The sequence below is a fragment of the Tenacibaculum sp. SZ-18 genome, from assembly GCF_002813915.1.
Lineage (GTDB): Bacteria > Bacteroidota > Bacteroidia > Flavobacteriales > Flavobacteriaceae > Polaribacter.
Genome location: NZ_CP019335.1, coordinates 2,555,025 through 2,567,617, shown reverse-complemented (window position 1 = coordinate 2,567,617; position 12,593 = coordinate 2,555,025). Strand labels below are relative to the sequence as shown.

Genomic DNA, 12,593 nt, shown 5'->3' with positions numbered 1-12,593 from the left:
TTAGTTTTGGGCTCCAGGAGAGTTAAAATCACTCTCAAATGCTGGTACAGGCCAGTATTCTAAATATCCATAATTGATTGTTGCATTTGTATTAAGAACACCCCCAGCGTCTAATACATGAGCGCCTGTTCTAGATCCACTTGCAATACCATAACGTCGAGCATCATAGAAAGCGATACCTCTAAAAATTAAAGCTAATCTTCTTTCTTTACGTACTTCTTCCAAAGCTTCCGCCTCAGTCAGTCCTGTTCCAGAAGTTACAGGTAAACCAGAGTTTTGTAATGCTCTAACAGCATCAAGGTTTGATAAACCGCCATCAATATCTCCAGTTTTAATTTTTGCTTCTGCTAATAATAATTCATTTTCTTCATGAGTTGCTCCATAATATAACTTTATAGCACCAGCAGTACCTGAAACTATAGGAGAAGGGTCTTTCCAAAAATAGTTACATCCATACTGAATTCCTCTTCCTCGTGGGTTAGGAAATACAAATGGGTCAAAATATGCATCTAAACGGTTATCTCCAGGATTTATATCCTGAATCAAACGTGGACTTGGAAAGTACCAAAAACCAGACACAACACCTGGTAACCACCCATTATCTAGAACAGTAGCCTCAGAAGTCATAGAGAAAGCTTCATTATTGTTACTAACTCCATTACCACACCAAGTTATTACATTATTCCAATCTGCTGAAGTCATATCTGTAACTTTAGTACTATAAACTAAGTTACGAGCTCTTAAACTATTTATGTTTTTAACAAGGGCAGCCATGTCTACAGTATTTCCAGAAATTTCAATTTGAACATCGGACAAAATTCCATTGAATGCACTTGTATCAGAGACACCATTGATTGTAGTTGTTAATACATCTAATATTCTCTCAGATTCTGCAATTAAGGCAGCACTGTTTACGAAAGCGTTATTAGTTGAGCCTGGAACATCATTGATAATTCCTTCCTCATATATTAAACCTAATCTTGAGTATGAATATGCTTTCCACCACAAAGCCCAAGCTTTATATGCATCTTTTTGAGAAGCACTTAAGTCAGCGGTGTTATCAATATTATCTAAAATAACATTTGCATGGTTATTGACAGCATAATATTCAGCCCACTCATATTGTGTTGGGTTGTCAGAACCAGCAGCTCGGGTATTTCTTACTGCAATTTCTCCTGGCTGTGCTCCACCTGCTGGAGGGGTTACCGTACTTCCGTCATCCATTACTATAGAAGACGTTTGGTTAACCCAACGACCTCCAAAGTTACCCCAAGGCATAGTCAGGTTGTCTCCCATTGTTTCATGATATCCAGAAACAAACCAAAAATTTACACTTCGTGCAGGGTCTGTAGTATGAATATACATTCCTTTAGCATAGCCTAACATACCAGTTGGGGTAAGTAATGCAGCTAAAGTAGGTTCATTTTGGTTTACAGGTTCTATATCTGTATCTACTAAGTTATCTTGACAAGAAACTAATAAACCTAAAACGAATATTGATAATAATTTGATTTTTTTCATCTTAATATTTGTTTTTTATTTTAAAAAGAAACAGTTACACCTAAATTAATACTTTTAGTATTCGGCATAGTAAATTCGTCAAAACCTCTTTGGAATGTATTTCCAAAGGTTCTCGAAGCTTCTGGATCTAAACCAGTGTAGTCTGTAATCGTGAATAAATTTCTACCAGCAATTCTTACATCTAAAGCGTCAATAAAGTCTGTTTTTATGAACTTCTTTAGTTTAAAGTTAACAGCTACGGATCTTAATCTTAAAAATGAAGCATCCTCCAAGAAGTGAGATAATGGAACATTAGTGTTATATAAAGATGTATAGTACTGAACAAATGCTCCAGTTTGTGCAGTTCCAGAAGGATCCTCTATGGTAACAGGAACAGAAGTGTCTTCATGTAAACCATTGTTATATAACCACTGTTTTGCATTGTTGTAAGCCTCTAATCCTTGGAACCAATCTAACTGCATTGATACATTAACGAAATCGCTAATTTGGAAGTCGTTAATAAAAGTCATAACAAAATCAGGTTGAGAACTTCCTAAAGTTCTCTTGTCAGGAGTAATTACAACATTACCTGTATTTTTATTAACAATATATCCACTACTAGCTTTTGTGAAATTATCTTGGTCAGCAGCAGCAATTATTGGATTACCTTCTAAATCTGTTTGGTTAATGTCAGTAACAACTTCGAATAAAGAAAAAGTACCAACTTCTTGACCCTCTTCTAAGACGAAATTATCGCTTACTACTAACGGTTGTCCACTAGCAATCCTATCTAGAGTAGCTTTAGATTTCGTAAAACGTACACCAAAATTCCATCCAAAATCTTCAGATGTATAAACTTGAGTATCGGCAGAAAGTTCTAAACCATTACTTGATAAATCGTAATTATTAGATTGAATACCTGATGCTCCTGTTGTAGGTGCTAATTCACCTCTAAAGATAGCTCCAGTTGTCTCTCTTGTGAAATAGTTTATAAAACCGCTCACATTTGAGAACCATGCACCCTCGCTAGGTGTGAATCCATAATCTAAACCAACTTCTAATTCACTTGTTCTTTCCACCTCTAATGCCTCGTTAGATAAGTTTGCAGGGAAAGATAAACCTACATCTCCACCCAATGTAGTTCCAGGTAAAGTAATTAAGTTACTTGAGAATGGAGGTTGAATACCAGCCTCACCATAAGCAGCTCTTAATTTTAATAAATTAACTGAGTCATTCTCAAACGTATCAGCGATATTAAAATAAGCATCAGCTCTAGGGAAAGTAAAGTCTAATCCTGAACCAAATCGGTTAGAGAAATCTTGTCTGAAACCAGCAGAAAAACCAAATAAACTTCCAAAATCAAACTTTTGATTTACTAAATAACCATAAGTTCTAAATGGTGATTCAGAATAACCATTGAAAACTTTAGTACTAGACTGACTAATATTGTAAGTTCCGAAAGCTCCGAATGGATTATCAGTACCACTTACGCTATTAGAAACTAAGTTTCGATCTCTCCAGTCAAAATTTATTGTAGTAGTAGACACAATGTTAGTATCCCATCCAAATTGCTCTTTGAAATCTAAACTTAATGTAGCAGAAGCTAAGAAATTTTGAAAGTACTCTTGGTTTGTAATAAAGTTAATTCTACCTGTTTTGTTATTGGTTAAAACTCTTTCTTGTTGGTGATCACTTTTGTTTTCTTGGAAGAAAGTAAAATTTTGAGTATACGTGTCATAACCATACTTTACATCAAAAGTTAAATAGTCAGTAGGACTATAATTTAAATTAAAGTTAGAAATGTAACGTGTAATTTCGTCCAATCTTGTTTGATATCTTCTGAAGAAGAAAGGATTACTAGAGTTAGGGTCTGTTAAATCAGGTTGGATAACCAAATCATTGTCTCTGTTTCGTACGTTTAATAGATCAACGTGCGGTAAGTTTTGGAATACATTATTGATTAAATTGTTAGCATTCGCATTATCGGTGTTAGTACCAGTGTCATTCGAACTGTTAATAACATCAAAACGTCCAGATACTTTTAAGTTATCAGCTAAATCAACACCTAAATTGAAACGAGCATCATACTTTACATATTCCCCTGGTACAAGAACTGATTCTTGTTGGGTTCTGTTAGCTGCTAATAAGTAGCTAGTTTTTTCTGAACCTCCTACTAAGTTAACTCCTAAAGTTTGGTTCACAGCAGTGTTAAATAAAACATCAGTAGCGTCAAATGTTTGTTCAGCAAAAGGAGTGTTATTAATACCTGCCGCTCCTAATTGTGAGCTACCTACAGCAACATCGTTAATAGCAACAGCACCGTATTGAGCTTCATCATTTAAATCGGTAACTCTGATACCATTTAAATCGACAAGAAACCCTTGTGCATCAGTTTGATATCTGTGAAACTGAGATCTTCTAAGTTTGTCTCCAGCTATTGCATCAACAACCCCAACATCAGTTCTTACAGTTACCTTCATTTTTCCAGCTTTACCTCTTTTAGTGATAATGTTTATTACCCCATTTGCTCCTTGCGCACCATAAATAGTACCTGCAGCAGCACCAGAAATTGTTTCAACTCTTTCAACTGTAGTGAAGTCGATATCTGCTAAACGTGAACTTTGATTTGATGCACCACCGATACTCGTGCTAGAGTCTAATATTTGAACTCCATCAATTAAGATCATAGGCTGAGAGCTATTTAAAGAGTTAATTGCTCTTAAAATAATGTTTTGCTGTTGACCTGGCTGACCAGTTGTTGACTGGATGATTGTACCAGCAATTTTACCTTGTAAAGCTTGGTCAATAGATTGAGTTCCTGGGGACTCTAATTTTTTCAGAGAAATTGAATTTACCGAAACCCCTAATTTTTTTCTAGAAGTACCTGTTGCTACCCCTGTAACAACTACTTCCTCTAATACGTTGCTGTCTTCTCCCATAACAACGTCGATTGTATTTGAAATTCCAACAGTTTTTTCAACTGTTTTCATTCCAACAAATCTGAAGATTAATACATCTCCTGATTTTGCCTTGATAGTATATTTACCATCAAAATCAGTCTCTGTACCAGTTGCAGATCCTTTTTTCTGCACACTAACTCCAGGTAGTGGTCCCGATTGATCTGAAACAATACCTGAAATCGTTTTTTCTTGCGCAAAGGATATTTGCACAATGAACGCAAAGAATAGCGCCAAAATTCCATTAAATTTTGTTATCATTTTGTATTTATTTGAATTAATGTTTGCTAAAGTCTTAAAATAAACTTAAAAAAACAATAAAAAAGGTTAATAAAATATGAATCAAATAGCTTTTGTGTTAAATTCGATGGGTTTTCTTAGAAGTAATTTTTAAAGCTTAGAGAAGTGTTAAATACATTATTGCTATTGAGTGTGTTGTTGAGACTTCCACTGAAAACCACATCTATTTTGGATTTATTTATAAAGAAAGAGTAACCAGCTCCAAGAGATAAAATGTTTCGGTACTGTTTGTCGATGGTTCTTGCAATTCCCACATCTGTTATACTATAGAGATATGATTTTGACGCTGTTTGTATTCTGTATTCGAGATTTAAAAAAGAGTATTGGTGCGTAAACAGGCTTTGTTGGTTTATTCCTCTTACAGTATCCGGTCCTCCAATTCTGAATAGTTCATTGGTTAAAAGGTTGTTTGAAAATAAGAGGTTGGTTTGATTTGCTAAAAATATTGAGTTCTTATTATTGATATCAAAAATGTATGAAGATTCAAATTTAAATCTATGTTGGCTATCATTAAATATGTCCGTGGTTCTTTTACCAAATTGGTATTGAATTAGCATCAAAAATTTAGTTCGGAATATTTCATGATTTTTTGGTGTGTTGTAACTTAATCCAATTCCTCCAAAATTATTTGTGTAGTCACTCAGATTTTCTATGGTATTCGTTAATGTGTTCGATGAGTTCGTAGCTTCGTAGTTGATTTCGATTTTAGTTTTAGGGTTTAAGAAATAATTAAAAGTTGTATTAAATGTTGAGTTTAAAAATGTAGAATCTTGTTTGTGAATCGAAAACTGAGTGTTGTTTGAAATAGGAGAATTGAAAATAAAGGGAATTTTTGTTTGTAGGTTAATGTTCTGACTTTGGTTGCCATTTGCATTCCATTCAAGTTTGAGTTCTTCTCCAGTGTTAAGGAGGTTCATAAAATCGAGATTAAGATTTCCAGTAATTAAGAGTTCTTGATTTGTTGGGTTAGTTGAAAAATTTAATAATCCATCAAAATTGTTACGATTCAACTTTTTTATATATAAATAAAGTGTTGTCGAGTCTTTATTGAATAATGCTTCAGGTGGTTTAATTATTTGTGCAAATTCTAGGTTGTTAATATTTTTTGCAGAAGAATTAATTTGTTCTTTGTTAAAGCTTATTCCTTTTTTAATTCGAAGAAAGTGTTTTAGATAACTCTTAGGGAAGTTGTTGTAACCTTGAATAACAATTTTATCAACCGTTCTTTGTTTTGATTCTTGGATATCAAGATCAGCATAAATCGATTTTTTAACTAGAGAAATGTTTCGAAGTCTAATACTCGTAAAAGGTTTGCCTTTTTTTGAGAAATAGTTTTGTATTTCGGTGGTTATAAAACTTAAAGTAGTGAATTTTATTTTCAAAGGAGGCTTCTCTAAAATAGGGAGTTCTTTTTTTAAGTATTCGTATTTAATAGGCAGTCTGATATTGAGACTATCTATTTTTGGCCCTAATGTAATGTGGAATATTTTTTTATGATCTAACAGTGTTTTTATTGAATCTATATGAGAGTAGAAATAACCTTCTTTTTGTAGTTTTTTCAGGATGGAACTTTTAGAGTCGTTTTTAGTGATAACGATCTTTTTTAAAATCGTATTGTGTGTCGAATCCTTTGATTGTATTTTGATAAGATTTTCTTGGCTAAATAGACTTTTTGCACCAATAGAAAATACAATAACGAATATGAGGAAGTGTTTTTTCAAAGTAATTTAAAAATAGCTAAAGTACATTAAAATCAATAATTTTACCTTCTTTTTGATGCATGATTTAAAAATAACTTACTGATATTTGAATAATTAGAAATTAATTGTACATTTGCACACTCTTAAAAATAGAGATTATTAATAAGTACAAACTAAAACAAGTAATTAATTAGTATGCCAACTATTCAACAATTAGTTCGTAAAGGAAGAACCAAAATAACTAAGAAGAGTAAATCGGCGGCTTTAAAGGCTTGTCCTCAAAGGCGTGGAGTTTGTACGCGTGTCTATACTACTACACCTAAAAAACCTAACTCGGCTATGCGTAAAGTAGCTCGTGTTAGATTAACAAATGGTAATGAGATCAACGCGTATATCCCAGGTGAAGGACATAACCTACAAGAGCACTCGATAGTATTAGTTAGAGGTGGAAGGGTAAAAGATTTACCAGGTGTAAAATACCACATCGTACGTGGTGCATTAGATACTGCAGGTGTTGAGGGAAGAACTCAACGTAGATCTAAATATGGTGCAAAACGCCCTAAAGACAAAAAGTAAGATTAATCAGTAACTTTTTTAATGTAAAGACATGAGAAAAAGAAGAGCGAAAAAAAGAGTTTTGTTACCGGATCCAAGATTTAACGATCAATTAGTAACACGTTTTGTAAACAACTTAATGTGGGACGGTAAGAAATCTGTAGCGTTCAAAGTATTTTACGATGCAATGGATATCGTAAACGAAAAGAAAACTGACGAGGAAAAGTCAGCTTTAGAAATTTGGAAGGATGGTTTGTCGAATGTAATGCCGCATGTAGAGGTTCGCTCTCGTCGTGTAGGAGGAGCTACATTCCAAATACCAATGCAAATACGCCCAGATCGTAAAGTTTCAATGGCGATCAAATGGATGATTAGTTATGCTCGTAAGCGTAATGAAAAAACAATGGCTCAGCGTTTGGCAGCCGAGGTTTTAGCAGCAGCTAAAGAAGAAGGAGCAGCAGTAAAGAAAAGAGTTGATACTCACAAGATGGCTGAAGCAAATAAAGCATTCTCACACTTTAGATTTTAATAAAAATGGCTAGAGATTTAAAATTTACTAGAAATATTGGTATTGCTGCCCACATTGATGCGGGTAAGACTACAACAACTGAGCGTATCCTTTATTACACTGGAGTTTCTCATAAAATTGGAGAAGTACACGATGGTGCTGCTACAATGGACTGGATGGAGCAAGAGCAAGAAAGAGGTATTACAATTACTTCTGCTGCAACTTCATGTACTTGGGAGTTCCCAACTGAAAATGGTAAGAAATTACCAGATACTAAAGGGTATCATTTTAATATTATTGATACTCCTGGTCACGTTGATTTTACTGTTGAGGTAAACCGTTCTTTACGTGTATTAGATGGATTAGTATTCTTGTTTTCAGCTGTTGATGGTGTTGAGCCTCAATCAGAAACTAACTGGCGTTTAGCTGATAATTATAAAGTGCCTCGTATGGGGTTTGTTAATAAGATGGATCGTCAAGGATCTAACTTCTTAGCGGTATGTCAGCAAGTTAAAGATATGTTAGGTTCTAATGCTGTGCCTATCGTATTACCGATTGGTGAGGAAGCAGATTTTAAAGGAGTAATTGATTTAGTTAAAAACCGTGCAATCGTTTGGCATGATGAAACTAAAGGGTCTACTTTTGATATTATCGATATTCCTGAAGATTTAAAAGAGGAAGCTGCTGAATACAGAGCTAAATTAATCGAGGAAGTAGCTGCTTACGATGAGAATTTATTAGAGAAATTCATGGAGGATGAAGATTCAATTACAGAAGAAGAAGTGCACGCTGCTTTACGTGCTGCTGTAATGGATATGTCTATTATCCCTATGGTTTGTGGTTCTGCATTCAAAAATAAAGGTGTTCAGTTTTTATTAGACGGTGTTTGTCGTTATTTACCTTCACCTGTAGATAAAGATGCTATAGTTGGTACTGATCCTGATTCTGGAGAAGAGGTTGTACGTAAGCCAGATGTAAAAGAGCCTTTCTCGGCGTTAGCATTTAAAATTGCTACTGATCCTTTCGTAGGGCGTTTAGCATTCTTCCGTGCGTACTCTGGTCGCTTAGACGCTGGTTCTTATGTGCTAAATAACCGTTCAGGTAAAAAAGAGCGTATTTCTCGTATTTACCAAATGCACTCAAATAAACAAAACGCTTTAGATTTTATCGAGGCAGGAGATATCGGAGCTGCTGTTGGATTTAAAGATATCAAAACAGGAGATACTTTATCAGCTGAGAAAGCACCAATCGTTTTAGAATCAATGGATTTCCCAGATCCAGTAATTGGTATCGCTGTTGAGCCAAAAACAAAAGCGGATGTTGATAAGTTAGGATTAGCTTTAGGGAAATTAGCTGAAGAGGACCCAACATTTACAGTAAGAACTGACGAAGCTTCAGGACAGACTATTATTTCTGGAATGGGTGAGTTACACTTAGATATTATCGTTGATCGTTTAAAGCGTGAGTTTAAAGTCGAAGTGAACGAAGGTCAGCCACAGGTAGAGTACAAAGAAGCAATTACTGCTTCGGCGGATCATAGAGAAGTTTATAAAAAGCAATCTGGAGGTCGTGGTAAATTCGCGGATATTGTATTTACTATGGAGCCTGCTGACGAGGGAGTTGCTGGATTACAATTCGAATCTATTATCAAAGGTGGTAACGTTCCTAAGGAATTTGTTCCATCAGTAGAGAAAGGATTTAAAGAGGCTATGAAAAATGGTCCTTTAGCTGGATACGAGATGGATTCAATGAAGGTTACTTTAAAGGATGGATCTTTCCACCCTGTGGATTCTGATCAGTTATCATTCGAATTAGCTGCAAAAATGGGTTATAAAGCTGCTGCAAAAGCTGCAAAAGCTAAAATCATGGAGCCTATTATGAAGTTAGAAGTGTTAACTCCTGAGGAGAACATGGGTGATATTGTAGGAGATTTAAATAGAAGACGTGGTCAGGTTTCTGATATGTCTGATAGAGCGGGATCTAAAGTTGTTAAAGCTACAGTTCCATTATCTGAAATGTTCGGATATGTTACTGCTTTAAGAACAATGTCTTCTGGTAGAGCTACATCTACAATGGAATTTTCTCACTATGCTGAGACTCCATCAAATATTTCAGAAGAAGTAATCGCTAATGCTAAAGGTTAATTAAGATGAGTCAAAAAATTAGAATAAAATTAAAATCTTACGATTACAACTTAGTTGATAAATCAGCAGAGAAAATCGTTAAGACAGTTAAAAGTACAGGTGCGGTTGTTAACGGACCGATCCCATTACCAACTCATAAAAAGATTTTTACAGTATTACGTTCACCACACGTAAACAAAAAATCGAGAGAGCAATTTCAATTATCTGCTTACAAGCGTTTATTAGACATCTATAGTTCTTCATCTAAGACTATCGATGCATTAATGAAGCTTGAATTACCAAGTGGAGTTGAGGTAGAGATCAAGGTATAAGTAATTTAACTTTCGGCTTATTTTGTTAAGTCGAAAGTTTTTTTTACTTTTGCAGTCCGAAATCCTTAATAGGGTTTCTTTAATTTTCAGTTAGTTGGCTGAAAACCACATGTCCGGAGGGTTTCGCGAAGGAAAAACGGTAAAACACAAAGATTCAGATTAGAGTGTTTTACGCTCTTTTTTTTTGCGCTCTTGGAAGCAAATTTTAAAATAATTAATAATTAATATTTAAATATGTCTGGGTTAATAGGAAAAAAAGTAGGTATGACCAGCTTATTCGATGAGAATGGGAAGAATATCCCATGTACTGTTATCGAAGCAGGTCCATGCGTAGTTACCCAAGTCAGAACCGAAGAGGTTGATGGCTATTCAGCTTTACAACTTGGTTTCGATGACAAGAAGGCAAAAAGCTCTAATAAAGCTTTAGATGGTCACTTTGCAAAAGCAGGTACTGTTGCTAAGAAAAAAGTCATTGAGTTCCAAGGTTTTGAGGGTGAGTACAAATTGGGTGACTCAATAACAGTAGAACATTTTACTGAAGGAGAGTTCGTTGATGTTTCAGGAACGTCTAAAGGTAAAGGTTTTCAAGGGGTTGTTAAACGTCACGGATTTGGTGGTGTTGGACAAGCTACACACGGTCAACATAACCGTTTAAGAGCGCCAGGTTCTATTGGTGCGGCTTCTTATCCTGCAAGAGTATTCAAAGGAATGCGTATGGCGGGACGTATGGGAGGAGATAAAGTTAAAGTTCAAAATTTAAGAGTATTAAAGGTAGTTCCTGAAAAGAATCTTTTAGTTATTAAAGGTGCTGTTCCAGGTCACAAAAACTCTTATGTAATTATTGAGAAGTAATGAAGGTAGCAGTATTAGATATTACAGGAAAAGATACTGGTAGAAAAGTTGAACTTTCTAACGAAGTATTCGGAATTGAGCCAAATGATCACGCAATTTACTTAGATGTAAAGCAATATTTGGCTAATCAAAGACAAGGAACTCACAAATCTAAAGAGAGAGGTGAGATTACTGGAAGTACTAGAAAGATTAAAAAGCAAAAAGGTACAGGTACTGCTCGTGCAGGAAGTATCAAGTCACCAGTTTTTAGAGGTGGAGGACGTATCTTCGGTCCAAGACCAAGAAACTATTCTTTCAAATTAAACAAGAATTTAAAGCGTTTAGCTCGAAAATCAGCTTTAAGTATTCAGGCAAAAGATAGCAATTTAGTGGTTGTGGAAGATTTTAACTTTGAAACTCCAAAGACTAAAGAATTTGCTAAGGTATTAAAGGCTTTAGAATTAGATACGAAGAAATCATTATTTGTATTAGGTGCAGAGAATAAAAATGTTTATTTATCTTCTCGTAACTTAAAGAATTCGAAAGTAGTTAGTGCTACAGGATTAAATACGTACAACGTTTTAAACGCTGGTAAAGTAGTAATCGCTGAAAGTACATTAGAAGGAATTGAATCTAATTTAAGTAAATAGGGAATAAGATGAGTATTTTAATTAAACCTATTATTACAGAAAAAGCAACTGGTGATAGCGAGCGTTTTAATCGTTACACTTTTGTTGTGAACAAGAAAGCTAACAAAATTCAAATTAAGGATGCTGTTGAAGCTACTTACGGAGTAACAGTAGAAAAGGTGAGAACTTTAAATCACCCAGCATTAAGAAAAACTAAGTATACTAAAAAAGGTTTAGTAACTGGTTTAACAAGCGGTTATAAAAAAGCGGTTGTTCAGTTAGCCGATGGCGAAATTGATTTTTATAACAATCTATAAGAATAAGCAAGACAAATGTCAGTTAGAAAATTAAAACCAATAACACCAGGTCAGCGTTTTAGAGTTGTGAATGGGTTCGACACCATCACTACTGATAAGCCGGAAAAGTCATTATTGGCTCCGAAAAAAAGAACTGGAGGTCGAAACAATCAGGGTCGTATGACTACTCCTAATAGAGGTGGAGGTCATAAGAGAAGATATCGTATTATCGATTTTAAAAGAAGTAGATACAACGATCCTGCTACAGTGTTAACTATTGAGTACGATCCAAACCGTACAGCGTTTATCGCTTTAGTTCAATATGCTGATGGAGAAAAGCGTTATGTAATCGCACAAAACGGATTAAAAGTAGGACAAACTATCGTTTCAGGAAAAGAAGCTACACCAGATGTTGGTAATGCTATGTTCTTAAGTGATATTCCTTTAGGAACAACTATTTCTTGTATCGAATTACGTCCAGGTCAAGGAGCTGTTATGGCTCGTTCTGCAGGTTCTTTTGCCCAATTAATGGCGAGAGACGGAAAATATGCAATTGTTAAGTTACCTTCAGGTGAAACAAGATTAATCTTACAAACTTGTTTGGCAACTATTGGAGTAGTATCTAATTCAGATCATCAATTATTAGTTTCTGGTAAAGCTGGTAGATCTCGATGGTTAGGTAGAAGACCAAGAACTAATGCAGTTAGAAAGAACCCAGTTGATCACCCAATGGGTGGTGGTGAAGGACGTTCTTCTGGAGGACATCCAAGATCTAAGAATGGTATCCCAGCTAAAGGATATAAGACTAGATCTAAGACTAAAGCTAGTAACAAGTATATTTTAGAACGTAGAAAGAAATAAT

Annotated in this window: 11 protein-coding genes; 8 read left to right on the top strand and 3 right to left on the bottom strand. The window is 34.9% G+C overall.

Translation table 11 applies throughout. The annotated features are described in order from the left end of the window. The 3 genes from BTO06_RS11435 to BTO06_RS11425 form a co-directional block, all read right to left on the bottom strand. Positions 1 to 1,521: a RagB/SusD family nutrient uptake outer membrane protein gene (locus BTO06_RS11435; protein WP_100925430.1), complete on the bottom strand. Its 1,521-nt coding sequence runs from the start codon at positions 1,519 to 1,521 to the stop codon at positions 1 to 3. A gap of 20 nt (positions 1,522 to 1,541) precedes the next feature. After that, positions 1,542 to 4,718: a SusC/RagA family TonB-linked outer membrane protein gene (locus BTO06_RS11430; protein ID WP_100925429.1), complete on the bottom strand. Its 3,177-nt coding sequence runs from the start codon at positions 4,716 to 4,718 to the stop codon at positions 1,542 to 1,544. A 116-nt stretch (positions 4,719 to 4,834) separates the two neighbouring features. Beyond that, positions 4,835 to 6,478, bottom strand: a complete 1,644-nt coding sequence (locus tag BTO06_RS11425) for a POTRA domain-containing protein (RefSeq protein WP_100925428.1) — start codon at positions 6,476 to 6,478, stop codon at positions 4,835 to 4,837. Positions 6,479 to 6,652: 174 nt separating this feature from the next. On the opposite strand from BTO06_RS11425, the gene rpsL reads away from it, so the two are divergent. The 8 genes from rpsL (at position 6,653) to rplB (ending at position 12,592) form a co-directional block, all read left to right on the top strand. Further along, positions 6,653 to 7,033: a 30S ribosomal protein S12 gene (rpsL, locus tag BTO06_RS11420; RefSeq protein ID WP_100925427.1), complete on the top strand. Its 381-nt coding sequence runs from the start codon at positions 6,653 to 6,655 to the stop codon at positions 7,031 to 7,033. Between the two features lie 31 nt (positions 7,034 to 7,064). Then, a complete protein-coding gene (gene rpsG, locus BTO06_RS11415; protein ID WP_100925426.1) occupies positions 7,065 to 7,541 on the top strand; it encodes a 30S ribosomal protein S7 in 477 nt (158 codons plus the stop codon). Between the two features lie 5 nt (positions 7,542 to 7,546). After that, positions 7,547 to 9,664 (top strand): elongation factor G, encoded by a 2,118-nt coding sequence (fusA, locus tag BTO06_RS11410; RefSeq protein WP_100925425.1) that lies wholly within the window; start codon positions 7,547 to 7,549, stop codon positions 9,662 to 9,664. Between the two features lie 5 nt (positions 9,665 to 9,669). Beyond that, positions 9,670 to 9,975, top strand: a complete 306-nt coding sequence (gene rpsJ / locus BTO06_RS11405) for a 30S ribosomal protein S10 (RefSeq protein WP_075342599.1) — start codon at positions 9,670 to 9,672, stop codon at positions 9,973 to 9,975. A 234-nt stretch (positions 9,976 to 10,209) separates the two neighbouring features. Next, a complete protein-coding gene (gene rplC, locus BTO06_RS11400; protein ID WP_100925424.1) occupies positions 10,210 to 10,827 on the top strand; it encodes a 50S ribosomal protein L3 in 618 nt (205 codons plus the stop codon). After that, on the top strand, positions 10,827 to 11,456 hold the full coding sequence (gene rplD, locus BTO06_RS11395; RefSeq protein ID WP_100925423.1) for a 50S ribosomal protein L4: 630 nt from the start codon (positions 10,827 to 10,829) through the stop codon (positions 11,454 to 11,456). Before rplC ends, rplD begins: the two co-directional genes overlap by 1 nt. Before the next feature lie 8 nt (positions 11,457 to 11,464). After that, the gene (rplW, locus tag BTO06_RS11390) at positions 11,465 to 11,752 is read left to right on the top strand and encodes a 50S ribosomal protein L23 (RefSeq protein ID WP_100925422.1); all 288 of its coding nucleotides are present in this window, start codon (positions 11,465 to 11,467) and stop codon (positions 11,750 to 11,752) included. Between the two features lie 15 nt (positions 11,753 to 11,767). Next, positions 11,768 to 12,592: a 50S ribosomal protein L2 gene (rplB, locus tag BTO06_RS11385; RefSeq protein WP_100925421.1), complete on the top strand. Its 825-nt coding sequence runs from the start codon at positions 11,768 to 11,770 to the stop codon at positions 12,590 to 12,592. Position 12,593 lies beyond the last annotated feature (1 nt).